The sequence below is a fragment of the Jiella pacifica genome (assembly GCF_010500815.1).
In the GTDB taxonomy this organism is placed as follows: domain Bacteria; phylum Pseudomonadota; class Alphaproteobacteria; order Rhizobiales; family Rhizobiaceae; genus Jiella; species Jiella pacifica.
Map to the genome: position 1 here is coordinate 66,823 of NZ_JAAAMG010000018.1, position 24,931 is coordinate 91,753.

The 24,931-nt window shown below is 65.8% G+C and carries 20 protein-coding genes and 1 pseudogene; 11 read left to right on the top strand and 10 right to left on the bottom strand.

Features of this window, described 5'->3' with window-relative positions; genetic code table 11:
- Positions 1 to 345: 345 nt before the first annotated feature.
- The 4 genes and pseudogenes from GTK09_RS19305 to GTK09_RS19320 form a co-directional block, all read right to left on the bottom strand.
- Positions 346 to 465: pseudogene (locus GTK09_RS19305) on the bottom strand (VIT1/CCC1 transporter family protein); the annotation flags it as partial.
- A complete protein-coding gene (locus GTK09_RS19310; protein ID WP_312869926.1) occupies positions 462 to 2,369 on the bottom strand; it encodes a heavy metal translocating P-type ATPase in 1,908 nt (635 codons plus the stop codon). The gene GTK09_RS19310 and the pseudogene GTK09_RS19305, both read right to left, overlap by 4 nt.
- Before the next feature lie 235 nt (positions 2,370 to 2,604).
- Positions 2,605 to 4,008 carry an ATP-binding protein gene (locus tag GTK09_RS19315; protein ID WP_163465073.1) on the bottom strand — a complete coding sequence of 468 codons (1,404 nt, stop codon included), beginning with the start codon at positions 4,006 to 4,008 and terminating at the stop codon, positions 2,605 to 2,607.
- Positions 4,009 to 4,011: 3 nt separating this feature from the next.
- The gene (locus GTK09_RS19320) at positions 4,012 to 4,671 is read right to left on the bottom strand and encodes a winged helix-turn-helix domain-containing protein (protein WP_163465074.1); all 660 of its coding nucleotides are present in this window, start codon (positions 4,669 to 4,671) and stop codon (positions 4,012 to 4,014) included.
- 110 nt (positions 4,672 to 4,781) lie between these two features.
- On the opposite strand from GTK09_RS19320, the gene dsbD reads away from it, so the two are divergent.
- Genes dsbD through GTK09_RS19345 form a run of 5 tightly spaced genes read left to right on the top strand, consistent with a single transcriptional unit; the run spans position 4,782 to position 9,637 of the window.
- The gene (dsbD, locus tag GTK09_RS19325; protein WP_163465075.1) at positions 4,782 to 6,776 is read left to right on the top strand and encodes a protein-disulfide reductase DsbD; all 1,995 of its coding nucleotides are present in this window, start codon (positions 4,782 to 4,784) and stop codon (positions 6,774 to 6,776) included.
- Complete coding sequence (locus GTK09_RS19330) at positions 6,773 to 7,570, top strand: TlpA disulfide reductase family protein (RefSeq protein WP_163465076.1); 798 nt, start codon at positions 6,773 to 6,775, stop codon at positions 7,568 to 7,570. Before dsbD ends, GTK09_RS19330 begins: the two co-directional genes overlap by 4 nt.
- Positions 7,571 to 7,581: 11 nt before the next feature.
- Entirely contained in the window at positions 7,582 to 8,256 is a 675-nt protein-coding gene (locus tag GTK09_RS19335; protein WP_163465077.1) for a L,D-transpeptidase, read from the top strand.
- 32 nt (positions 8,257 to 8,288) lie between these two features.
- On the top strand, positions 8,289 to 9,005 hold the full coding sequence (locus GTK09_RS19340; RefSeq protein ID WP_163465078.1) for a L,D-transpeptidase: 717 nt from the start codon (positions 8,289 to 8,291) through the stop codon (positions 9,003 to 9,005).
- Positions 9,002 to 9,637 carry a DsbA family protein gene (locus tag GTK09_RS19345; RefSeq protein WP_163465079.1) on the top strand — a complete coding sequence of 212 codons (636 nt, stop codon included), beginning with the start codon at positions 9,002 to 9,004 and terminating at the stop codon, positions 9,635 to 9,637. The genes GTK09_RS19340 and GTK09_RS19345 overlap by 4 nt, the downstream gene beginning before the upstream one ends.
- 244 nt (positions 9,638 to 9,881) lie before the next feature.
- Here the strand turns inward: GTK09_RS19345 and GTK09_RS19350 are convergent, their stop codons facing one another.
- From GTK09_RS19350 to GTK09_RS19360, 3 genes are read right to left on the bottom strand one after another with little or no spacing between them, the layout of a single operon-like run.
- A complete protein-coding gene (locus GTK09_RS19350) occupies positions 9,882 to 10,604 on the bottom strand; it encodes an amino acid ABC transporter ATP-binding protein (protein WP_163465080.1) in 723 nt (240 codons plus the stop codon).
- Positions 10,601 to 11,254, bottom strand: coding sequence for an amino acid ABC transporter permease (locus GTK09_RS19355; RefSeq protein ID WP_163465081.1), 654 nt, complete (start codon positions 11,252 to 11,254; stop codon positions 10,601 to 10,603). Before GTK09_RS19355 ends, GTK09_RS19350 begins: the two co-directional genes overlap by 4 nt.
- A gap of 16 nt (positions 11,255 to 11,270) precedes the next feature.
- A complete protein-coding gene (locus GTK09_RS19360; protein WP_312869927.1) occupies positions 11,271 to 12,185 on the bottom strand; it encodes an ABC transporter substrate-binding protein in 915 nt (304 codons plus the stop codon).
- A 422-nt stretch (positions 12,186 to 12,607) separates the two neighbouring features.
- Between GTK09_RS19360 and GTK09_RS19365 the strand changes: the two genes are divergently transcribed.
- Complete coding sequence (locus tag GTK09_RS19365; RefSeq protein WP_163465117.1) at positions 12,608 to 13,552, top strand: ornithine cyclodeaminase family protein; 945 nt, start codon at positions 12,608 to 12,610, stop codon at positions 13,550 to 13,552.
- Positions 13,553 to 13,779: 227 nt separating this feature from the next.
- Here GTK09_RS19365 and GTK09_RS19370 read toward each other — a convergent pair whose 3' ends face one another.
- The 3 genes from GTK09_RS19370 to GTK09_RS19380 form a co-directional block, all read right to left on the bottom strand.
- Complete coding sequence (locus tag GTK09_RS19370) at positions 13,780 to 15,102, bottom strand: NAD(P)/FAD-dependent oxidoreductase (protein ID WP_246218006.1); 1,323 nt, start codon at positions 15,100 to 15,102, stop codon at positions 13,780 to 13,782.
- A 119-nt stretch (positions 15,103 to 15,221) separates the two neighbouring features.
- Positions 15,222 to 16,679 carry an aldehyde dehydrogenase family protein gene (locus GTK09_RS19375; protein ID WP_163465082.1) on the bottom strand — a complete coding sequence of 486 codons (1,458 nt, stop codon included), beginning with the start codon at positions 16,677 to 16,679 and terminating at the stop codon, positions 15,222 to 15,224.
- Positions 16,680 to 16,726: 47 nt separating this feature from the next.
- Positions 16,727 to 17,872 carry an alanine racemase gene (locus GTK09_RS19380; protein WP_163465083.1) on the bottom strand — a complete coding sequence of 382 codons (1,146 nt, stop codon included), beginning with the start codon at positions 17,870 to 17,872 and terminating at the stop codon, positions 16,727 to 16,729.
- A 577-nt stretch (positions 17,873 to 18,449) separates the two neighbouring features.
- On the opposite strand from GTK09_RS19380, the gene GTK09_RS19385 reads away from it, so the two are divergent.
- From GTK09_RS19385 to GTK09_RS19405, 5 genes are all read left to right on the top strand, one after another.
- Positions 18,450 to 19,385, top strand: a complete 936-nt coding sequence (locus tag GTK09_RS19385) for a 2-hydroxyacid dehydrogenase (protein WP_163465084.1) — start codon at positions 18,450 to 18,452, stop codon at positions 19,383 to 19,385.
- A 32-nt stretch (positions 19,386 to 19,417) separates the two neighbouring features.
- The gene (locus GTK09_RS19390; RefSeq protein WP_163465085.1) at positions 19,418 to 19,771 is read left to right on the top strand and encodes a cupin domain-containing protein; all 354 of its coding nucleotides are present in this window, start codon (positions 19,418 to 19,420) and stop codon (positions 19,769 to 19,771) included.
- Between the two features lie 323 nt (positions 19,772 to 20,094).
- Entirely contained in the window at positions 20,095 to 22,125 is a 2,031-nt protein-coding gene (locus tag GTK09_RS19395; protein WP_163465086.1) for an oxidoreductase, read from the top strand.
- Between the two features lie 228 nt (positions 22,126 to 22,353).
- Positions 22,354 to 23,403, top strand: a complete 1,050-nt coding sequence (locus tag GTK09_RS19400) for a tartrate dehydrogenase (protein ID WP_163465087.1) — start codon at positions 22,354 to 22,356, stop codon at positions 23,401 to 23,403.
- A 4-nt stretch (positions 23,404 to 23,407) separates the two neighbouring features.
- Positions 23,408 to 24,865 carry an NAD-dependent succinate-semialdehyde dehydrogenase gene (locus tag GTK09_RS19405; protein WP_163465088.1) on the top strand — a complete coding sequence of 486 codons (1,458 nt, stop codon included), beginning with the start codon at positions 23,408 to 23,410 and terminating at the stop codon, positions 24,863 to 24,865.
- Positions 24,866 to 24,931: the final 66 nt, after the last annotated feature.

Consider the following 24,931-nt stretch of genomic DNA (forward strand, 5'->3'; position numbering starts at 1 on the left):
AGAAGATCGGCAGCCCCGGCCACCGCTCATGGCGATCTCCCCTGCCCAGGCGACGACACCATCACTTTGCCGGCGGCGCCGGGCGGCGGCCTTGACCCAGATCAAGCTGTGGCACGAGGCGAGTGCCAGGAGGGCTCAGGCGGCGGGCGCCCGGGTGGGCGCAGAGACGGACGATCGACCGCGTACATTTGCGTCGCGGTCCGCGGACGGCTCCGTCGGCCGCAGATGGCTGCAGGCCCTACGGCCAAGGGATGCGCGGTTGCTCGGCGATTGTCAGCCCGCCCCCAGCGCGCGATAAATCTCTTACTCCTGCGCGAAGTGAAGCGGTCGTGACCTGCGCACTCAAGCCACATCCACAACCAGGCTGGCGGTGGAAACGATGCCATCGTTCGCGCCGAGCACCGCAGCACGCAACCAGACGGCGCAATGAACCATGCGGATCTCGTCATGCGAGAAGCGGCTCATGCAGTGGTTCCTTCAAGAGACTTCGCTTGCCCAGAGGGAGCGGCCGACGTTGCCGGTGGAGCGGGCTCGCGGGGCATGATGCGCAGCGCCCGTAGCGCGTTCAGGATCACTGCGACGTCGATCACCTCCTGAAGGAGTGCTCCCTGCACTGGCGTAAGGTAGCCGCAGGCGGCGGCGATCATGCCGAGCACCGAAAGCCCGATCCCCGCAACGACGCTTTCGACCGCGATCCGCCTCGATGCGCGGGCAATCTCCATGCCGGACCCCAGCCGGTCGATCCGGTCGACCAGAAGGACCACGTCGGCCGCCTCGGCGGAGGCCGCAGCCCCCCGTGCGCCCATCGCCACGCCGACATCGGCCGCGGCGAGGGCCGGCGCGTCGTTCACGCCATCGCCGACCATCATCACTGGTCCGTTCTTGCGCTCGGTCAGGACCAGCAGAACCTTCTGGTCGGGAGTCAGACCGGAACGCAGCCCGTCGAGGCCGAGTCCCTGCGTCACGCGCTCGGCCACCTCGGCCCGATCACCGGTCGCGAGCAGAATGCGCTGGATCCCCTGCTGTCGAAGCCCTTCGATGGTCAGGCCCGCACCATCGCGCAGCGGGTCGGCCATCACCAGATGCCCGGTCATCCGGCCATCCACCGCAATTGCGACAAGGACGGAGCCCGCCGGAAGAGCGGAGATGTCTCCAGCGTTGTGCCCGACATGCCCCGCGACGAACCCCTCGCCGCCCACGACGACGGCTCGTCCCTCGACCGTACCCACAACGCCCTCGCCGGGGAATTCGGAGACGTCGGAGGGAACCGGCAATGCGAGACCCCGCGCTTTGGCTGCCGCAACGATGGCTTGGGCGACGGGATGCTTCGAGGCCTGCTCCAGCGTGGCCGCGAGGCGCAGGATTTCGTCCTCGCCCCTCCCGTCACGGCTGTCGATCGACACGATCCGCGGGCGTCCGTCAGTCAGCGTGCCGGTCTTGTCGAGGATCAGGGTGCGGATGCGCGCCATCGCCTCGAGCGGCCCGGCGCCCTTGATCAGCACGCCGAAATGCGCTGCGCGCGATAGGCCTGCGACCAGTGCGACCGGAACTGCGAGGATCAGCGGACAGGGCGTGGCGACGACCAGCACGGCGACGGCCCGGATCGGATCGCCGGTGAACCACCAGGCTGCGAAAGCGATTGCGACCGTGACCGCCAGGAATCCCAGCGACCAGCGATCCGCCAGCCGGGACATCGGCGCCTTGGAGGCCTGGGCCTCCTCGACCAGCCGGACGATCCCGGCATAGGTGCTGTCCTTGGCAGGCCGCGTCGCGATCAGGTCGAAGGCCTCCCCCGCATTGGTCGAACCGCTCATGGCGTCGACCCCGCGCGCCAGCCGCACCGGAAGGGATTCGCCGGTCAGGGCCGAGGTGTCCACGAAGGCCGTCTCGGATACCACCGTGCCGTCCACCGGCACCACGTCGCCCTGCCGGATCAGCAGCCGGTCGCCCGGTGCGATCTCGTCGAGGCGGACCTCCTCCAGCCCGCCGCTCCCGTAACGGGCCGCAGTCCTCGGGACGCGGGACAGGAGGTCGCGCATTTCGCGCCGGGCGCGGCCTTCGGCGAAGCTTTCGAGAAAGGTGCCGCCCGCATACATCACGGCGACGACCGCTGCCGCCAGGGTCTCGCCAAAAGCGAGCGCCGCCGACATGGAGAGGGCCGCAACGATATCGAGCCCCACTTCGCCGGAGCGCAAGCTGCGCAGAATTTCGACCAGGAGCGCGGCGAGTGCTGGAACGACCCCGGCGATCCACACGAGGTTTGCGATGCCGGACTGGTTGGCGAAGTAGAATCCGAGCCCCGCGATCAGGCCCGTCGCCGCCAGCAGCAGGATGGCGGTCTTGAAGCGATCGGTACCAGTCTCTTCCACGCGGTTCATCTCCCCCAGCGGAGGCGATTGCCGCTGGCTCTTCGGAGAAAAGTCGTCCGACTCCCACGCCTCTCAGGGTCCGGCATCATCGCGCAGGAGGAACGGGGCGTCGAGCCCGCTTCTTCTTGCGAGCGCGGAGCCTCCGTCGGGACGAGGCCGACGGTGACGAGCCGAGACCGACGAGAAGCGGCGAGGCGCCTCCATGCCGAACAGATCGTCCTCGCCGGCATAGCGCTCATCCCACCGCATCGCCGAGCACTCTTCCGGTTGCCCCCTCGCCGGGGCTGGAAGAGCGGTTTCCTTCGCGAGGACCGGCCAGTTGCAACTCAGCTCGCAGGCCAGCCGGCTTCCTGCGGCCGAGGATGAGGCGGCCGCCGAGCTTCTCGGCGCAGATTTCGACGATGGCGAGGCCAAGCCCGCTGCCGATCGGCGTATGGTTGCTGCCGCGGAAGAACCGGCTCGTCGCCCGCGCGATCTCGTTTTCCGGCATGCCCGGGCCTTCGTCTTCGACGGCGACGCCTCTCCCCGTCCACGACAGGCGCACCGTCCCGCCCGGCGGAGAATGATTGACCGCGTTCTCGACGAGGTTGCGCAAGGCCAGCGCCAGCAGCGTCCCATTCGCCTCGATCTCGATTCCGTCGAGGGACGGGTCGAGGCGGAGCGTGCCACCCTTGGCCGTCAGCCGCGCTTCCTGGCCGGCGACCGCCTCCCGCGCCACCTCGGACAGGCGCAGCGGCTCGACGTGTGCTGCCGGCACCGCCTCCGCTTCCGCCATGGCGAGGAGCTGGCGCACCAGCCGCGCCGTGCGCTCCACCGCCGTGACGATCTGGTTCAGCGCCAAGGTCCGCGTCTCGGGGCGGTCGGCCTTCAGGGCGATCTCGGCCTGGGTCTTCAGGCCGCTCAAGGGCGTGCGCAATTCGTGGGCGGCATAGGCGAGGAACTGGCGCTCGCGCTCGCGGGCCTCCCCCACCCGGCCGAAGAGGCCGTTCAGCGCCGTGACGACGGGCCGGATCTCCGACGCCGTCTCGGTCTGCGGCAAGGCGTGGAGGTCTCCGGCGGCGCGATGCTCGAGGCCCGTCGCCAGCTGCGACAGCGGCCTGAGGCCGCGCCCGACGCCGAACCACAGGATCGCCGCCAGCGCCGGCATGACCAGCGCCATCGGCAAAGCGAGGCCCTTCACCATGTCGCGCACCAGCCGCGCGCGGATGTCGAGATTGTCGCCGACCAGCACCTGCACGCCACGCGCCTCGTCGCGGATGGCGTAGACGCGCCACATGTCGCCGTCGATGCTGCGTTCCGCAAAGCCGTCCGGATGGTCGGAGAGGCGCTCGGCGGGGGCTCCGTCCGACTGGCCGATCAGCGTGCCGGTCAGCGACCAGATCTGGCAGGAGAGCTGGCGTTCATAGGGGCTGTGCCGGCGGTCCGGCATGACGTCCGGGTCGAGCGAAGCGACGGCGGTATCGATCTCCTGGCTCTCGATCAGCGACGCGACCATCCGCGCCGCCTCCATCAGCCGCGCGTCGAGCACGTGCTCCACCTCGGCACGGGTGCTCAGATAGACCCAGGCGGTCGCCGACAGCCAGACGAGACCGGTGGCGGCGATCAGGATGAGAAACAGACGGGCGCGCATCGATCGCATGGGTCAGCCCTCCCGCAGCCGGTAGCCGACGCCGCGCACCGTCTCGATGAAGCGGCTGCCGAACTTCGCCCGCAGATGATGGACATGCACCTCCACCGCATTGCTCTCGACGCCCTCCTGAAAGCCATAGAGCCGCTCTTCGAGCTGGGCCCGCGACAGGATCGCGCCCGGATGCTCCATCAGGGCGTGGAGGATGGTGAACTCCCGGCGCGACAGGCCCACCGCCCGATCGTCCACCGCCGCCTCCATGCGTGCCGGGTCGAGTGTCACCCCGGCAAACTCCAGATGCGCCGTCAGCCGCCCGGCGCCGCGCCGAACCAGCGCCCTGAGCCGCGCCGCCAGTTCGTCGAGGTCGAAGGGCTTGCCGAGATGGTCGTCGGCGCCGCCGTCGAGGCCCTGGATCCGGTCGGCGACGCCGTCGAGCGCCGTCAGCATCAGGACGGGCGTCGCGTCGCCGCGCCGGCGCATCAGGCGCAGGAGGTCGTGGCCGTTGCCGTCGGGCAGCATGACGTCCAGGGCAACCGCCGAAAAGCCGCCGGCGAGCAGCGCCGCATCGGCCTCGGCGACCGAGACGGCGAGGTCCGGCGTGAAGCCGTGCATCGCAAGCCCCACCGTCAGCCCGTTGCCCAGAATCTCGTCGTCTTCGACGATCAGAATGCGCATTCGCTCGTCCGTCTCACATCTTCGTTTCCCCTCGCCTCGCCCGCCCGGCTTAAGCCTGCCTTAAGCTCATCGGGTGATCCGGCAACCCGACGACACGTCAGGGGGCTGGAATGTCGCTTTTCAGGCGAACTCTCATCGCATTGCTGCTGATTGCGCTGCCGCAGGCGGCCGTGGCCGAACCCGGCCGGCCGCTCGACGTCGCCGACGCCTTTGCATTGTCCGCACGTGCAACGCCGTCCGGCGCCCTGACGCTGAACTGGCGGATCGCCGACGGCACCTATCTCTACCGCGACCGGATCACCCTCGAAACCGCCGATGGCCGGCCAGTTCCGATCGAGACGCCGGAGGGCGAGCCGAAGGACGACCCGTATTTCGGCCGGCTCGAAGTCTATCACGACGCGGCGGCGGCGACCGTCTCCGCCCGGGCACTGGCGGCCGTGCCGAAGGGCGAGACGCTGTCGCTCACCTATCAGGGCTGCCAGGACGGCGGCATCTGCTATCGGCCGCAGACCCGCGACGTCGATCCGGCAAATCCTGCCGCGCTCGGTGCGCCAGAGGCAGCGGATGGCGCGGCAGCGACCCTCGGCCGTCTGGCGCAGGCCTCCCGAGTGTCCGAACCTTCCAGCCCGTGGGCGCAGGCCCCTTCGGCAAGCGCGAGCGGCGGCTCCGCATCGTCGTCGGCCCCCGAAGACGATGCCGCCGATGCCTCAGATGCCGCCTCCGCCGGCGATCTGCGGACCGTCAGCAATCTGCCGGCCGCAGCCGAAGCGGGCTCGGCAAGCTCGGCGAGATCGGTCGGCATCACCCTCGCACCCTCCACCAGCCTCGTCGACGGGCTGCTCGGCGAAGGCGGCAGCCTCTGGGCCGTCGCCGTCTTCTTCGCGCTCGGGCTCGGGCTCGCCTTCACGCCTTGCGTGCTGCCGATGTATCCGATCCTCGCCGGGCAGTTGACCCGCAGCGGCGAACGGCCCTCCCTCGCCCGCGGCTTCACCCTGTCGGCAACCTATGTCCTCGCCATGGCCTTCGCCTTCGCCATCATCGGTTTCGCCGCCGCCTGGTCGGGCCAGAACCTGCAGATGGCGCTGCAATCGCAGTCGGCCATCCTCCTCGTCTCCGTGCTGTTCGTCGTTCTCGCTTTGTCGATGCTCGGCCTGTTCGAGCTGCGCCTGCCCGCCGCCTGGACGAACGCGGTGGCCGGCCTGCCGTCGCCCCGCCGCGGCAGCCTTGCCGCCAGCGCCGGTCTCGGCTTCACCTCGACGCTGATCGTCGGCCCGTGCATGACCGCGCCGCTCGCCGGCGGCCTCCTCTACATCGCCCGGACCGGCGACGTCGGTCTCGGCACCGGCGCGCTGTTCGCGCTCGGCCTCGGCCAGGGCGTGCCGCTGATCGTCTTCGGCACCCTCGGGGTGAGAGCCCTGCCCAGGCCGGGGCCGTGGATGACCCGGGTCACGCAGGGCTTCGGCTTCGCCTTTCTCGCGCTCGCCCTGTGGATGGTCTCCCGCATCCTGCCCGATGCGGCGGTGCTGGTCCTCTGGTCGGCGCTGCTGATCGGTGCCGGCGTCTTTATCGGCGCGCTGGACGTGCTGTCGCCCGACAGCGGCCCGCGCCGTCGGCTGGCAAAGGCCACGGGTCTCATCGCCATCCTCTACGGCGCGATCCTGGCACTGGGAGCTGCCGCGGGGGGCAGTGACCCGCTGCGCCCGCTGGCGCAGATCGCCTCGGCCAAGGTCGCTCTCGAGGCTTCGCCGCAATTTCGCCCGGTGGCGAGCGCCGCCGAGGTCGCGAACAGCCTGAAGGATACCGATCGCCCCTCGCTGATCTACGTCACCGCCGAGTGGTGCGTCTCCTGCAATGTCATCAAGCGCGATGTCTTCCCCGACCCGGATGTGCGGGCGCGCATGGCCTTGATGCAGCTTCTGGAAGTCGACGTCACCGATGCCGGCCAGAGCCGCGACAGGCTGATGCGCGACCTCGCCGTCGCCGGCCCGCCGACCATGCTGTTCCTCGACCGGAACGGCCGGGAAGCGCCCGGCTCGCGGCTGATCGGCGATGTTTCGCCGCAACAGTTCATCGCAGCCGCTGACCGCGCCGGAGGTCGATCATGACCACCCTCACCCTCGGTCCGCTGGTCTTTGCCGGCGAACGCCTCGCCGCGGTGATCGCCATCGTCGTTTTCCTGGTGATTTCGGCGACCCTCTCGGCCCGGCTCGACGCGCGGATCGGCGGCTGGTCGATGGGGGCGCTCGTGGTCGGTGTCGTCGCGGCGCGGATCGGCCATGTCCTTCTCAATCTGCCCGGCTTTGCCGCCGATCCCTGGCGCATTGCGATGATCTGGCAGGGCGGCTTCTCGCTGCCCGCAGGTCTCCTTGCGGTGGTGGTCTACAGCCTGTTCCAGTTGCGCGAGACGCACACCCGCATCGGCTCCCTCGCGGCCCTCGCCGCGGCGCTGATCGTCTGGAACGTCACCTTCCAGCTGGTCGCGACGACGACCGCCATCGCCGCGGCGCCCGCCACACTGGCGACGCTCCAGGGGTCAGAGGTGAAGCTCGCCGACTTCAAAGGGCGCCCGGTCGTCGTCAATCTCTGGGCGACCTGGTGCCCGCCCTGCCGGCGCGAGATGCCGGCGCTGATGCGAGCGGCGGAGAAGCGGACCGACACCGCCTTCGTCCTCGCCAATCAGGGCGAAGACGCCAGCGCCACCGTCCGGTTCCTCGGCACCGCTGGCCTTGCGGCGGACCACGTGGTGCTCGACCAGGAAATGGCTCTGGCCCGGCACTATGGCGTCCAGGGCTTCCCGGTCACCCTGTTCCTCGATAGGCGGGGCATTCTCCGGACGATGCATTTCGGCGAGATCTCTCCCGAAGCGCTGAACGCGGCGATCGACGCCCTTCACGAATGAAAGCCAACGACATGTCTCCATCCCGCGCCCCGACGGCTGCTGTCCTTGCCGTCATTGCCCTGGCCCTTTCCGGCTGCTCGACGGTCGCCGGCGTTGGCCGCACCGCGCTCGCCTACGCGGCACCCGGCCCGCTCGACGCGCGCTACGCCGGCTTCGAGGAGGACGGACACAGGGTGCCGGCGATCCCGGACCGATATCTCGGTAACGACATGACCCGCAGGGAAGTCGCCTATTTCGGCCCCGAGGAGCCGGGCACCATCATCGTCGATCCCGCGGCGCATGCGCTCTACCTCGTCCTCGATGGCGGCAAGGCGATGCGCTACCGGGTCGGCGTCGGCAAGGCGGGCTTCGCCTTCTCCGGCCGGGCGACGGTCGCCCGCAAGGCCGACTGGCCCGGCTGGACGCCGACCTCCAACATGCTGCGGCGCGAGCCGGATCGCTTCGGCCCCTATGCCGGCGGCCTTGCGGGCGGTGTCGGCAACCCGCTCGGGGCCCGCGCCCTCTATCTCTACCGGGGCGGCCGCGACACCTATTACCGCATCCACGGCACCAACGACCCGTCTTCCATCGGCCACTCCGTCTCCTCGGGCTGCATCCGCATGTTCAACCAGGACGTCGTCGACCTCGAGCGCCGGGTCGCGCCGGGGGCGCAGGTCATCGTCAGGGCTGCGGGCGCATCGGTCTGACCGCCATTTTTCCAATCAGCAGAGAACAACCCATGACATCGAAGACCTTGCGGGCCGCCGGCCTGATCGCGGTGGGGCTCGCCGCTGCCGGCTGCTCGACGACGCAACCGGCGCCGCAGACCCTCGCCTATCAGCAGCCAAAGCCGCAGCCGGATCCGCGCATCGCCCGGATGTACGGCGCCGAAGAGGATCAGGGCTGGCGGATTCCCGCCGTCGACCCGCAGAAGATCGAGCCGCGCAACATCCGCCAGGTGGTCGACTACCGCACCGACGAGACCCCCGGCACCCTCGTGGTCGACCCCCATGCCCGCTTTCTCTACCTCGTGATGGAGAACGGCAAGGCGATGCGCTACGGCGTCGGCGTCGGCAAGGCCGGGCTGGAATTCACCGGCACTGGCACGATCGCCCGCAAGGCGGCCTGGCCGCACTGGACGCCGACGCCCGGCATGATCGAGCGCGAGCCCGACAAATACGGCGGCGAACTGCGGAACGGCATGGACGGCGGCATCGAAAACCCGCTCGGGGCGCGCGCCCTTTATCTCTACAAGGACGGCCGCGACACGCTGTTCCGCATCCATGGCACCAACCAGGAATGGTCGATCGGCAAGGCGGTCTCGTCCGGCTGCATCCGCATGCTGAACCAGGACGTCATCGACCTCAACCGCCGCGTCCCGACCGGCAGCAAGATCGTCGTCGTCGGCATGGATCGATCCACCGCAGGGAATCTCAACGGAGAACCGACGTCATGACGTTCACACTCGATCGCCGGACTTTTCTGACCGCGACGCTCGCAGGCGGCGCGGCCCTTGCCGGCGGCGCGGCGCTCGTTGCCGGCCCCGCCCTTGCCGCCCCCGATCCGATGTCGAAAGCGGCCGTACTCTTTGATGCCGACGCGCCGATCCTCGGCAATCCGCAAGGCAGCGTCACCCTTGTCGAGTACTTCGATTATCAATGTCCGTACTGCAAGAAATCCTATCCCGAGATCATGGATCTCGTCAGCCTCGACGGCGACATCCGCTATGTCATGAAGGACTGGCCGATCTTTGGCAGGGAGTCCGTCTATGCCGCGCATCTGACGCTGGCAGCCGGCAGACACCGACCGCAGGCGCTCGACGCGTTGATGAAGACGAACGGCCGGCTGACAAAGCAAATGATCGACGCGACGCTGATGAGAGCCGGCTTCAACGTCGCCGTCTTGAAGCAGAACTATCGGCAGGACGAGGCGAAGATCGACGGGCTGCTCCGCCGCAACGACGCACAGGCTGGTGGCTTCGGCTTCAACGGAACCCCCGCCTTCGTCGCCGGCACCGTGATCTTTCCTGGTGTTCCGCGGATGGAAGACCTGAAATCCGCCCTGGATCGAGGGAGAGCCGCCAAGTAGCAGGACTTGGCGCTCTGCGACGCCGCAGCGAAGGCCGCGTCGCTATGATGAGAGGTCGCGGCGAATCGCAAAGCCGGGACGCCTGCCGGCAATCGGAGCGCTCGGACACGGGGGCGATGAACAGCACGAATCGCCTCAGCGAAGCCGAGCGTGAGTATCCGGAGGGCGACCGAGAGACGCTCGGCCACGATTGGCGGCGGATTTGGACGGCGCTGAGCTGAGTGCATTTCCGAACGCAAGGCAATCAAAGGATCCTGCTCAGAAAGTCCCGTGTCCTTGCCTCCTTCGGATTGCTCAAGATATCGGAAGGCAGCCCTTCCTCGAGAATTCGTCCGTCATGCATGAAGAGGACGCGGTCGGCGACGTCGCGGGCGAAAGCCATCTCGTGAGTGACCACGAGCATCGTCATTCCCTCGTCAGCCAGGGAACGCATTGCGCCCAACACCTCGCCGACCAGTTCGGGGTCGAGCGCCGATGTGGGTTCGTCGAAGAGAATGGCTTTTGGACGCATGGCCAATGCGCGTGCGATCGCGACGCGCTGCTGCTGTCCCCCGGACAACTGCGGGGGATAGGCTTGCGCCTTCTCGGCCAACCCCATCCGTTCAAGCAACGCCAAACCACGCTCGCGGGCCTCGTTCCGAGGCTCGCCTTTGACGTAGATCGGTCCTTCCGTCACGTTCTCGAGCGCTGTTCGGTGCGGAAACAGATTGAAACGCTGGAAAACCATCGTCACGTGAGTGCGCAGCGCGCGAATGTCGGGGCTGCGCGCATCGACGGTGGTGCCGGCAAAGACGATTTTGCCGGCCTCATAGGTTTCAAGTCCGTTCACACAGCGCAGGAGAGTCGATTTACCCGACCCCGAAGCGCCGATCAGGCAAACGACTTCCCCCTCCTCGACAGTGGTGTCGATCCCTTTGAGCACCTCCAACGCCCCGAAGCGCTTGTGCAGGTCGCGGATCTCGATCATTTGGCGCCAAACTTTCTTTCGAGCCATCCAGCCAGAACAATCAACGGCACACTCATGCAGAGATACAGGGCTGCCACCAAAGTGTAGATCGACATGTTCTCGAAGGTTGACGCCGCCAGCATCTTGCCCTGGAAAGTCATTTCGGCAACCGTGATGACGGAGGCCTGCGAGGTGTCCTTCAACAGCATGATCATCGTATTGCCGTAGGGCGGCAGGACGGTGCGCACCGCCTGGGGCAGGATGACCCGCCGCATCATCAATCCCCAGCCCATGCCGATGGATTGGGCCGCTTCGAGCTGTCCGTGATCGACAGCCTCGAGGCCGGCGCGGAAGTTTTCCGCCATGTAGCAAGAATAGGCGATCCCCAGGCCGAGGGCGCCGGCCTGAAACGCCGTGAGGTCGATACCGAATTCCGGCAGAACGAAGTAGATGTAGAAGAGTTGTACGAGGACGGGGATTCCGCGTACCACGTTGATGAAGGATTTTGATATCGTCGAAAGGATTGGGTTTCCGGAATAGCGCATCAGCGCGAGTATCAACCCGACGAATGTCGATATCAGCAGCGCGCAAATCGCCAACGCGACAGTGATTTGAGCGCCATGAAGGAGGATGGGCAGGTAAACCTGCGCATCCATGATGAACTTTTCCATGTGCTGGACGCAATTCTCAGTTGAGCTTCCACTTTTTGGCTAGCGCGTCCAGCTCGCCATTTTCCTTGATGGTTGCCAGCCCGGCATTGATCCGCGCCAGAAGCTCCGGCTGGCCCTTCTTGATGGCCACGCCGATCGGCGCCGAGATCTGCGACTCGTATCCTTCGACCATCTTCAGGTCGGGAAACTTGCCGATGCCGATCTGGTAGCTCATGATCGGATAGTCGGCGAGGCCGACGGCGATGCGGCCCAACTGAACGTCGCGCATGATATCGGCGATGTTCTCATAGACCTTGATTTCGCCAATCCCTTTCCTGGCCTCCAGCACTTTATGAAAATTGGTTCCCTGCTGTACGCCGATCACCTTGCCGACCGTTTCATGCAGATCGGCGCTGTAGCGGGTGTCGTCATCGGCACGGACGACCAGGCCTTCACCATAGGGAAAGATCGGATCGGAGAAATCGACCACCTTCTTGCGGGCGTCGGTGATCGACATGGCGGCGGCGATCATGTCGATGCGTCCCGACTCCAGGGCGGGGATCAGGGACACCCAGTCGACGGACTGGACGTCTGGCTCGAACCCGGCATGGTTGCCGATCGCCTTGACCACGTCCACCATCATGCCGGTGATTTCGTTCTTGCCGACATCGAGAAAGGTGAACGGAATGCCGGTCGCGGTTGAGCCGACTTTCAACGTCTCGGCCTGGGCCGTGCCAGCTGTCAGGGCAAAGACGGCGGCGGCAACAAGGTATCTGATTTTCATAAATAATTCCCTTCGCGCAGTGAAGCCCGGCCGAGCTCGGAGCAGGATCTCGAACCCAGGCCTGGGGTCACAGGAATAGCCTGGCAATTCAGTGTTGGTTAAAATGGAAGAGCTGAAATGCCGAAGCTCCGTCGGCTTTCGACACTCAGTGCCGATAACGCGCTGCACCGTAGAAGATCGTGCCGCTCCGTTTTCGAGCTCTAGGAAAGAAGCTCGGCACCTCGAAGAACCGTGATTATCGTGTACTGGGAAAGTGCGATTCATCCGTTTGGGCAGAGGGCGATCGAGCACCTTTCAGGATCGCGCCGGCCCTGAAACGTCACGCAACGGGATCCGAGGAAATCGCGGCCCGCCCAAACTGCCGTTTTCTCCGGCCTACTCGGTCGGATCATCCGTTTCGGCATCTTATACGACATAGGATATGGCGCATGTCGGCTGAAGAACATGCGTCGACCGGCTCGCGCTTCGCGTCACAGCTGTCCGCTCGCGTGACGTTGGCGCGGCGACAGCAGCGTCGTTTCGGGCCTGACCGCCATCTTCAGGCCGAACGCCGAAGCGACGGGCGTTCTGCCGTTTCAAAGGTATCCGGGATGATCCACATCAACGAAGATGAGTCAGCCGCCCTCGTGACGCATGAACTCGCGTTCGAGGCCGCGCGGAGAGCACTGGTTGCCGCCGCCTCGGGCGGAGGCCGCGTCTTTCCGGCCGTTCTCGGACGTGCGCTGGAGGCCACCAATACATTCTCGATCAAATCCGGTTCGTCTGACGATCTGACCGGCGTCAAGATCGGATCGTTCTGGTCGGGCAATCCGGCGCGCGGGCTGCCGCGCCACAACTCCACGATCGTGCTGCTCGATCAGGACACCGGGCAACTGGCCGCGGTCATTGAAGCCGGCAAGGTCAACGCCTATCGAACGGCCGCCGCCGACGCGGTCGCGGCCGACTTGCTGTCTCGCCGAGACTCGAAGGTTCTGGCGATCTTCGGCGCAGGCAACCAGGCGGGTTTCGAAGTGGCCGCCCTCGCCCGCATCCGCCCGATCGAAACCGTCCTTGTGGTCGCCAATCCTTCGCCGCGTCGCAACGCCTTCATCGACCGAATAGCTGAGCTGGACCTCACGGTGCGCGCCGCATCGGCCGAACATGCCGTGCGCTCGGCCGACATCGTCGTCACGGCAACGCCCGCCCGCGAGCCGCTGTTCGATGCAGAATGGGTTCGACCGGGAACGCATGTGGTCAGCATGGGGTCGGACGCTCCCGGCAAACATGAATTGCCCAATGAATTGATGTCGAAGGCCAGTCTCTTCTGCGACTTGCCCTCCCAGTCCCTTCAGATCGGCGACTTCCAGCATGTGCGCGAGGAGATCGAGGCTGGCAGGCTGACTGTGTCGCCGATCGGCGACGTCGTTGAAGGGCAGGCCCCGGGACGACGCTCAAACGACGAGATCACAGTCTTCGACAGTTCCGGCATCGCCTTGCAGGATCTCTACATGGCCGACGCGCTGATCCGGGTGAAGGCGTCGCTCGCATCGGCCTGACGATCAGGCGCGATTGTCGGGAAGCACGATGCGTTGAAAAAACAGTGCGTCCTCCGTCATTCCTGGGGACGCACGGCGCGCTGTTAGGGAGCGCCAGACAAAGATCGCGACCTGAGACCTGGATCGGCCCGCCAGACCGGGGCCGGCCGGGGATCAGCAGCTTCACCTCGAAAGGAAGCGGACCGCGGCCACAGGCTGTCGATCGCAGCAATCTGCGGCCGACACACTCAGCGCTTTTCCCACTTATCCAGGAGACCATAATACCGGACCGCGATGGGCAGGAACCAGGATGTTCCGTTGAAATAAGGGCGCCCGCTGAACTTCAGATCGGAATAGACGGTTTTGCCTTCTGGCAATCCGAGCATCTGGTGGGCCACCTTCTTGCCGAGCCAACTTGCCCGCGCGACGCCCGTCCCATTATACGCCCCGGCGAAGAACACCCCGTCGATGTTCTTGACATGCGGGAAGTGATCGAACGTGAAGCCGAGCAGACCATGCCAATAATGACTGATCTTCGTGCTCTCGAGCTCGGGAAAGACCTGTAGCAGCAGGCTGCGAAGATAACGCGCATTGGCCACGTTGATCTTCTCTTTGCCGCTCATATCGAGCACCCGGCCCCCGAAAACGATCCGCGTACCGTCCGGCGAAGGGCGATAATAGGTTACGACCCGCTGGCTGCCCGCGAGCATCCGACGCTTCGGCATCAGTCGGTCCATCACCTCCGGCGGCAGAGGCTCGGTCGCGATGATACCGCTGCCGATCGGCATGATGCGGCGCTTGAGATAGGGCGATACCGTTCCACTGAAGCCGTTGGTGGCGAGAAGAACCTGAGACGCGGTCATGTCTCGTCCGTTGACCTTGAAACGAAACCCATTAATCGTCGAAGACAGATCGGACACGCGGGCGTTGCTGTGGATCTTGACGCCGAGCCGCGTTGCCGCGTCAGCCAGTCCTTTGACGTATTTGGCCGGGTGAAGCCCCGCATAGCCCGGCATCACGACACCGCCGTGGTAGAGGTCGGTTCCGATCTCGGCATGCTGCTCGACCCGCGGCACCATGTAAGCGTCGCACGCCGCGGCCTTGCTGATGCGATCGATCATGTGGCCGAGCTTGTCATAGGCCCGCGGCGAAATCGCGCCCTTGAAATAGCCCACGACCTTGAGATCGCATTCGATATTCTCGCGGGTGACCGTCTGCTTGACGTGCTCGAGCGCCTCGGCGCTTTCCTCCAGGACACGGCGCGCGACATCGAGGCCATATTGCTTGACCGCCCCGTCGAAGAACGCCCAGCCTGGGCCCAACAGGCCACCGTTGCGGGACGAAGCGCCGAAGCCCGGTGCCTCCGCCTCGAAGACATGCACCTGTTTGCCGGCGCGGGCCAGCACGATCGCGGCGTTCAGCCCCGTGAAGCCGGCGCCCACGATCGCGACCTCCGCCCGGGCCGGAAACTCGTCGAGCGACGCGGGCGAAGGCTTCGCGGCCTCCCACCAGTAGGGCGTATCGACGGCATCACCGGTCAGGAACTCGGCACTGAGGCGAGGCATGATCATCGCTTTCCGTTGGAGGCGTGGCACGAGGCCGATGCCTGGAGGGAGATTTCAAATAAGGTGACGAGACATTGCATGGCGTTCCCGGATCTCGTGGGCCAAAGCCTCCGGATGGTGCATTGCTAGGGATAAAAGCCCAACATGGCTTTGGTCTCGAGATATTCTTCCATCCCTTCGTGCCCGTATTCGCGGCCGTTGCCGGACTGCTTGTATCCCCCAAAGGGTGCCTGGGGGTCGAAGGCCGGCGCGTTGATATGAACCTGGCCAGCCCGAATTTGAGCCGCGACGGCACGCGTCCGGTCCATGTCGGCGCCATAGACATGCGCGCCGAGGCCGTAAACCGTGTCATTGGCGATCTCGACCGCCTCCTCCACCGTGTCATAGGGCAGGATCGCAAGCACAGGCCCGAAGATTTCCTGTTGCGCGATGGCCATGTCGTTGCTCACTTCGGAAAACACGGTCGGCCGTGCGAAGAAGCCGGCCTCCAGCCCATCCGGTCGGCCTGGACCGCCGATCACGAGCTTGGCCCCTTCGGAAATCCCGCTCTCGATCATCGTCTGGACGCGCTGGAACTGGCCACGGTTGGCGATCGCGCCATGGGTCGTCTCCTCCCGCGCCGGATCACCGACGACGAAGGCTTCGACCGCTTCTTTGGCCAGAGACTCGACCTCGCCCAACCGCTCGCGCGGCACCAGCATGCGCGTCGGCGCGCTGCAGGACTGGCCGACATTGCGCATGGCGGAAGCGACCCCGAGTGCCACGTAGCGGGCGAAGTCGGCGTCGGGCAACATGATGTTGGGTGACTTGCCGCCAAGTTCCTGCGCCACGCGCTTGACGGTCGGGGCAGCCGCCTGCGCCACCTGGATGCCGGCCCGGGTCGAGCCGGTGATCGAGACCATGTCGACTTGTGGGTGGGACGCCAGCGCTTCGCCCACCACCGGCCCGGAACCGTTGACGAGGTTGAAGACCCCGGGCGGGCATCCGGCCTCGTCCATGACTTCGGCGAAGAGCAGCGCACTCAGCGGCGAAAGCTCGCTCGGCTTCAGCACCACCGTGCACCCGGCCGCAAGCGCGGGACCGACCTTGGCGGTGATCTGGAAGAGCGGCCAGTTCCAGGGCGTGATCAGCGCGGCAACGCCGATCGGCTCCTTCGCGATCGCGGTGGTGCCGCGTTGCGAGAGGAAGGGAAAGTCGGCGAGGTTGTCGCGCGGGACGCGGATGTGCTCGGCGGCGAGCGGCACCTGGGCTTGTCGGGCATAGGTGATGGGTGCGCCCATCTCGATGCGGATCGCTTGCGCGAACTGTTCCGCCCGCTCCAGGATCAGGGCATGGATGCGGGACAGGAGTGCGGCACGCTCCTGCGGCACCTTCCGGGACCAGCTGCGAAAGGCGCGCCGGGCGGCGGAGACGGCCCGTTCGACATCGGCCTCGTTGCCGAGCGCAATCTCCGCGACTTCGGCCTCCGTTGCCGGGTTGACGACCCGGGCGCGCTCGGCTCCGTCCGGCTCGCTCCAACTGCCATCGATGAAGAAGCGGCTGAGATGGTTCGCCTCGGTGAGATGCAGAATTGGGTCAGTCATAGGTAACGGTCCCTCATGCGATGTCAGGCTTCCAGACAGGAATGGGCTTACCAGCCGCGAATGCGTGGCCATTCGGCCGTCACCGTGCCCTCGCAGCCCGAGACAACGTGGTAGCGTTCGTGCTGCGAGCCGGTGGCGCAGGCGTGGTTCGGCAGTATGCGGACCTTGGCGCCGACCGGCAGGTCGGGCAGCGGCTCGGAGGAGCCTGAGCGTATGGCAAGCGTGCCATGCTCCTGGCTCGCGAAAGCGACGACGAGGTCGCGATAGACCCGTCCGTCGAGATCGCAGACCAGGCCATAACCCTGGTCAACGCGCTGGGCGGCGGTGCCGCGGTCGCGCGACAGCGCCATCCAGCCGGCATCGATCATGATCCAGCCTTTTTCGGGTTTGCCGCCGATGACCGTCGACAGGACCGACAGCGCGAGGTCGTCGGTCGAGCAGACACCGACGCCGTGCATGACGAGATCGAAGAACATGTAGACGCCGGCACGCATCTCGGTGACGCCGTCCAGAGACTTTGCAAAATGGGCGGTCGGGGTCGAACCAACGCTGACGATCGGACATGCGAAGCCCGCCGCCCGCAGGCGTTCGGCAGCGTCTACGGCGACGGCCCGCTCGTTCTCGGCCGCGGCCTCCAGCGCCTCCGGCGTGTCGAGCGCGTAGGATTCGCCGGCATGGGTCAGCACGCCTGCGATCGCGACCCCGTCCGCCTGCAGCGCCGCCGCGACCTCAAGGAGCTTGGGATCAGGAGCCAGGAGCCCACCACGATGTCCGTCGCAGTCGATCTCGATGAAAGCGGATGGCGTCACACCTGCGGCCCGACCTGCCTCTCCAACGATCAGGGCTTGCTCGACCGTGTCGAGAAGGATCTTGATGTCGGCACCGTCCTTGCGCAGGCGCATGGCGCGCTCGGCCGTGTGCGGCGCGATGCCTACGGCATAGGTCAGGTCATGGAAGCCGTACCCCGCGAAGTACTCGGCTTCTGCCAGCGTCGAGACCGTAATGGCGCCTGGCCCATCGGGAAAGGCGCGCCGGGCGACGTCGATCGACTTTGCCGTCTTCATATGCGGGCGAAGCGTGACGCCGATCTCCGCCATGCGGGCTGAGAGACGGTGCAGGTTGCGGTCGAGCCTGTCGGTGTCGAGAACGAGCGCTGGCGTCGGCAGAGTCTCGAGGCGTGGAAAACGAGACATGCGGGATTTCCTTAGGTTCAACCGTTGGGCGGAAAGGGCGAGGAATCGGCTCGGCCCGCGCGGGGCAATCTGCCGCGAACCGTGACCAGCCCACCGACGGCCTGCAGAGGTCGACCACAGTGAACGTTGGCCAAGCTGCAAGACGAAGGCCCACTCCTCGATTCGCTCAGGCCAACCAATTTCCTGGTAGAGCTTGAGGGCGCCGGAGAGATGGTGGGATGCGACGAGACTGAAGCCCCGCGTCGCGGTAAATTATTGTTTGCTGGTGACGTTTTCTGAAATGACATTCGAACAGTCCGCAGCATGCTCGAACGGAGCCGGGAGCATTCCTTTCGGGTCGCAGGGTGATCGGAAAGCGGCCTGAGATTCTACGGCAGATCGGTCTGCTTTCGGTATCATCTTTCAAAGTTTGCCGATTTACAGCACGAACCGCCCAGGCGGGTCTTTACGCTGAGCGCGATCTCGATGGGGTGCGTAGCGGTGAAGGACATCCTGACGAGACCGATCGCCCTCGTCCCGGCGGCCTTGCCCGCACCCATCGTCCTTTGATTGTCACGCCTCGAGAAAGGCTTCGTCCATGACCGGGCGTCCGGTGTTCTTGTGCAACTCGACTGCCGAACGCGCGGCCACGTTCCGCCAAGCCTTTGCGCGGGATCTTCCTGAGATCCACTTCGCCGAGGATGCGGATGCGGTCGAGCCGGACGATGTGTGCTACCTCATCACTTGGACGGTTCCACCCGACCTTTCGCGCTACGGCAAACTGGAGATCGTCTTCTCGATCGGAGCCGGCGTCGATCAGTTCAATTCGGCCGGCCTTGCGCCGCAGGTCGCCTTGGTGCGGATGGTCGAGCCGGGCATCATCCGAATGATGCAGGAATATGTCGCGCTCGCCGTTCTGATGCTCCACCGCGATTTTCCGGCCTATGGCATACAGCAAGCAAAGGAGATCTGGCGCGCGCTCCCGCCGCGGCAGGCAGGCGAGCAACGGGTTGGATTTCTTGGTCAGGGCGTTCTGGCGCAGGCGGCGATGGATCGTTTGCGGCCCTTCGGCTTTGGGCTCGCCGGCTGGAGCCGTTCTCCGCGCACGATCGAGGGCGTCGTGAGTTTCCATGGCGCTGGCCAGCTCCCTGAATTTCTGGCGCAGACGGACATTCTCGTCTGTCTGCTGCCGCTGACGGACGAGACACGCGGCATGCTGAACGCGGAGCTGTTCGATCGGCTGCCGCAAGGCGCCGCCTTCGTCCATACCGGACGCGGCCCCCAACTCGACACCACGGCGCTTCTGGCATCACTCGACGCGGGGCACCTGTCAGCGGCGGTCCTGGACGTCACCGATCCAGAGCCGCTGCCTCGAGGCCATCCGCTCTGGAGCCATCCCAAGGTGGTGCTCACGCCGCATGTGGCGAGCGTGACGCAAGACGACACGGCCTCTCGCGCCGTCATCGACAATATCCGCCTCCATCAGGCCGGTCGGCCGATGGTCGGCCTGGTCGACCGGGCGCGCGGTTACTGACATCCGCAATCGCAATCACAGGAGATCCAATCATGTCGCTGATCGTTCCGATCGATACCGATCCTTCCTTCGAGCCCAAGCCCGGTGTGCCTCTTCCGGAGCGCCTGATAGCCGGCTCGCCGACCTTCAAGACCTGGGCGCAGGATCTCTCCAAGGACGAGACGATCAAGACGGGAGTATGGGAAGCAACGCCCGGCGAGACCCATTCGATCAAGGGCACGACGTTCGAGTACTGCCACATCCTCTCCGGGCTCATCGAAATCGAGGAGAAAGGTGGCCCGACCTACACTTTTCGCGCCGGGGACAATTTCGTAATGAAGCCCGGTTTCGTGGGGATCTGGCGCACGATCGAGACGGTTCGCAAGATCTACGTCATCGTCTCCTGATGACGGAACATTGTCAGCGGGCTCCAGCGTTCTTTTGGGACCCCTGACCTGCCCGTGACGATGCCCCGGACGGCGTCAGCTTGCGTCGAGTGCCGGCTCTCCAGCAAGACTGGGATGACCCGCTTCAGCCTTGGCAAGCCGATGGCGTACCGTCCGGTATGGGCGCAGTGACCATGTCTGAAAATGCGCCCCTTCATGTTCGAATGTGCGCTATCGCTCAATCAGGCTCGCCTTGCATGATTCCCGCACATGCCATGAGACGCTGGTCGGTCCTCGCTTCGAGGTGGACCGCAGCGCGCTTTCATAAGGGATGACCAACCGTCATGGACCCGCTGCTTCAGCCCCTCGTCGTCAACGGCCTTTCCTTGCGCAATCGGGTGCTGAGTACCAGCCATGCCATTGGCTATGTCGACGACGGTTACCCGAGGGAGCGTTATCAGCTTTACCATGAAGAAAAGGCCAAGGGTGGCATCGGGCTGACCATGTTCGGCGGCTCGTCCAACGTGTCGGCCGACTCCGGTTCTGTCTTCAGCCAGATCGACGTGACGAACGACGCAATCGTCCCGATCTTCAGGGAATTCGCCGAGCGCATCCACCGGCACGGCGCGGCGCTGATGTGCCAGCTGACCCATCTCGGCGCGCGCAGCCACTGGCGCGCCGACCGCTGGCTTCCAACAATAGCGCCGTCGCGCTACCGCGAGCCCGCCCATAGGGGCTTTGCCAAGGCCGCGGATCATCATGACATCGCCCGGATCGTGGCAGATTTCGGTGCCGCCGCGCGACGCTGCCGCGAGGGCGGACTTGATGGGCTCGAAGTGCATGTTCCAGGCCATCTCGTCGGTCAGTTCTGGTCTCCGGACATCAACCGGCGCGAGGACGAGTTCGGCGGCTCTCTGGAAAACCGCTGCCGCTTCGGCATCATGATCCTCGAGGAAATTCGCCGGCAAGTCGGCGCCGACTATCCGGTGGGCCTGCGCATGGCCGTCGGCGACGGCGGGTCGAGCGGGCTCACGGACGACGATTACGTCGACATCGCGAGGCTCCACGACAACAGCGGCCTCGTCGACTTCTTCAACCTGACCCATGGCCGGCTCGACACCGATCTCGGCCGGGCCGAATACATGCCGGGCATGTATGTGGGGCTGGCACCACAGCTGGGCCGGGTCGCCGCCTTCAACGCCAGGGCCAGACTGACCAAGCCGATTTTCCATGCGGCGCGGATCAACGATCTTGCAACCGCCCGCCACGCGCTGAGGGAAGGCATCGTCGACATGGTGGGCATGACCCGCGCCCATATCGCCGATCCCCATATCGTCGCCAAGATCGAGCGGGGCGAGGAGGAGCGTATCCGCCCCTGCGTCGGCGCGACCTATTGCTCCTGGAAACGGCGCTGCATCCACAATGTCTCCGTGGGACGAGAAAAACTTCTGCCGCACGAGGTGCCGAAGGCCCCGGCCGGCCGACGGGTGGTGGTAGTGGGCGCAGGGCCTGCCGGCCTCGAGGCTGCGCGGATCGCCGCCGAGCGCGGCCATCAGGTGAGTGTTCTCGAAGCCGCGCCCAAGGCCGGCGGCCAGGTCCGGCTCGCCGCGATGGTCCCTGCCCGACGCGACCTGATCGGCATCGTCGACTGGCGCCTTGCCGAGCTGGAACGGCTCGGTGTCGAGATCCGCTACAATGTCTTTGCCGAAGCCGAAGACATCCTCGCCCTGGAACCGGAGGTGGTGATCGTCGCCTGCGGCGGTCTGCCGGACCGCATGGAAGAGCGCGTGCCGGGCGCCGAAACACTTGCCGAGACGGTCTGGGAACTTCTGGAGGCCCCCCGCGCGATCGGCCAGAAGATTCTCTTCTATGATGCCCTTGGCACCTCGGCTGGCACCTCATGCGCCGAGATGCTGGCATCGGAGGGCATTTCCTTCGAACTCGTCACGCCCGACAGCGGCGTCGGCGAGGAGACGAGCTATCTCGATCGGCCGTTCGTCATGCGGGCGCTCTACAAAGCCGGTGTTCCGATCCATCGCGACCTGCATTTGAAAGCGCTGCGGCGGCGCGGCAACCTCATCGAGGCCGAGTTCGTCAACGAATTCACCGGCGAGGCGACCATCCTCGAATGCGACCGCTTCGTCATGGATCACGGCACCGTGCCGATGGATACGCTCTATGAAGAGCTGCGTGGCGGCTCGCGCAATCAGGGTGTCACCGATCTCGACGCGCTGACCGAGGGTCACAGCCAGAGCGAGGTCGCGCCGTTGGCTCTGGACGGTGGTTACGAGCTCCATCGCATCGGCGATGCGATCTCGTCCCGAGACATCCACGCCGCCATGCTCGACGCGGCGCGCCTTTGTACCGCCTTGTGAGCGTCTCGCAATGGGGAAGACGACGGCTAGGCCCTCGGCGAAATCTTCGCGATCCGCGGCCTTCCAGACAGGCAAGTCCCGACGGTTTGTTTGCTTGGTCACCGCCGAAGCCAAGAGGGTTTGGTCGCACGAGGAGGCCGTCGAGATCGACACAATCGCCGTCCTGCCTGGCCGATCGGAGCACGAAATCGGTGCTGATCGCTCTTTGAAACGAAAGGAACAAAAGCCATGAGGTCCCACCGCATCGCATTGATCCCCGGCGACGGGATCGGGCCCGACGTCGTCGAGGCGGCCTGGAAGATTGGTGAGGCTGTCGCGGCGAAAGAGAGCTTCGCCCTCGAACCGACACGCTTTCCCTGGTCCTGCGAGTTCTACACCGAGACCGGCGCGATGATGCCCGAAGACGGCATCGAGACGCTGCGGGGCTTCGACGCAATCCTGCTCGGCGCCGTCGGCTGGCCGGCCCGCGTGCCGGATTCGGTGTCGCTGCACGGCCTGTTGCTGCCGATCCGCAAGGCATTCGTGCAGTATGCCAATGTCCGCCCGCACCGGCTCCTGCCCGGCGTCGAAGGACCGCTGAAGTCGGAAGGCTTCGACATTCTGTGCATTCGCGAAAACACCGAGGGCGAATATTCCGGCGCCGGCGGCCGGGTCCATCAGGGCGGACGCGATGAGGTGGCGGTGGAGACCGCGATCTTCACCCGCACGGGCGTCGAGCGCATTCTGCGCTACGGCTTCGAACAGGCCCGGCTTCGCAGCGGGCGACTTGCCTCGGTGACGAAATCGAACGCCCAGAAGCACTCCATGGTCTTCTGGGACGAGGTCACCCGGGAACTGGCGAAGGAGTATTCCGACGTCGAGGTCACCTCCTACCACATCGACGCCATGGCAGCGCGCATGGTGATGGCGCCGCAGTCCCTCGACGTTGTCGTCGGCTCGAACCTCTTCGGCGACATTCTCACCGATCTCGGCGCCGCCATCCAGGGCGGCCTCGGCTTTGCCGCCTCCGCCAATATCGACCCGACCCGGGCCTGCCCCTCGATGTTCGAGCCGGTCCACGGTTCGGCCCCCGACATCGCGGGCAAGGACATCGCCAATCCACTTGCGACGATCTGGTCGCTCGCAATGATGCTCGACCATCTCGGCGAAAGCGCAGCCAGCGAGCGTGTCATGCGCGCCATGGAGGCCGCGACCGCGCGCGGGATCGGAATTCGACCGGGCTCGCACACCACTGGCGCGATCACCGACGCCGTCTTGAATGCCATCGAAAAGGACTGAACGAATGGACGCAATCGAAACCATGACCCTCCTTTGCCAGAAGGGCTTCGTCGCGGGCGAGTGGATCGGGTCCGACAGTGGCGAGACGCTCGACGTCACCAATCCGGCGACGGGCGAGACGCTCGGAACCGTACCCGCCATGGGCGCGCCGGAAACGCGGCGGGCCATAACGGCAGCCGAGGCCGCGTTCCCGGCTTGGCGCCGGCGCACCAACGCAGAGCGGGCCGGCCTGCTGATGGCCTGGTACGATCTGATGATCGAGAACGCCGAGGAGCTCGCCCTCATCCTCACCCTCGAGCAGGGAAAGCCGCTGTCCGAAGCGCGGGGCGAGATCGGCTATGGCGCCTCCTTCGTCAAATGGTTCGCCGAGGAAGCGCGCCGGATCGGCGGCGGCATCATCCCCTCGCCGACGCCGGACCGGCGCATTGCCGTCCTGAAGGAACCAGTCGGCGTGTGCGGCATCATCACGCCGTGGAATTTTCCGAACGCGATGATCGCCCGCAAGGTCGCGCCGGCGCTCGCCGCCGGTTGCACGGTGGTGGTCAAGCCCTCGGAGCTGACGCCCTTCTCGGCTCTCGCTATGGCGGCTTTGGCTGAAAGGGCCGGGATTCCCGCCGGAGTGATCAACGTCGTCACCGGAATGCCGACGGCGATCGGCGGTGAACTGACCGGGAATCCTGTGATCCGCAAGGTGAGCTTCACCGGCTCGACCAAAGTCGGAGCGCTGCTGATGGAACAGTGCGCGCCGACCATCAAGCGTCTCAGCCTGGAACTCGGCGGCAATGCCCCCTTCATCGTGTTCGACGACGCCGATCTCGACAGGGCTGTCGAAGGAGCGCTGATCTCGAAATTCCGCAATGGCGGCCAGACCTGCGTCTGCGCCAACCGCATCCTCGTCCAGTCCGGCATTCACGATGCCTTCGTCGAGAAGCTCTCGGCGCGCGTCGTGGCGCTGAAGGTCGGTCCGGGGACCGAGGAGGGCACCGCCATTGGTCCGATGATCAACACCGCGGCGATCGAGAAGATCAACCGCCATGTGGAGGACGCCCGCTCCAAGGGCGCGCAGCTTGCGACGGGAGAGACCGCCCTGCCCAGGGGACCGCAATATGTGGCACCGGTTGTGCTGACCGGGGCGACCACCGAAATGCAGCTCGCCTCCGAAGAGACCTTCGGGCCGGTCGCGCCGATCTTCCGCTTCGAGCGTGAGGACGAGGCGATCGAGATCGCCAACGGCACGCCCTTCGGCCTCGCCGCCTATTTCTTCACCCAGGATCTCGCCCGGAGCTGGCGGGTGGGCGAGGCGCTGGAATTCGGCATGGTGGGTCTCAACACCGGCCTGATCTCCACCGAGGTCGCGCCCTTCGGCGGCGTCAAGCAGTCCGGCCTTGGGCGCGAGGGCGCCGAGATCGGCATCGAGGAATATCTGGAAACCAAGGCCTTCCACATCGGCGGCCTTGGCTGAGGCATGTTTTAGGAAAGTGCGAAGGGCCGGCGTGTTGACGCGCTGGCCCTCGTCGCGAATGGCGCG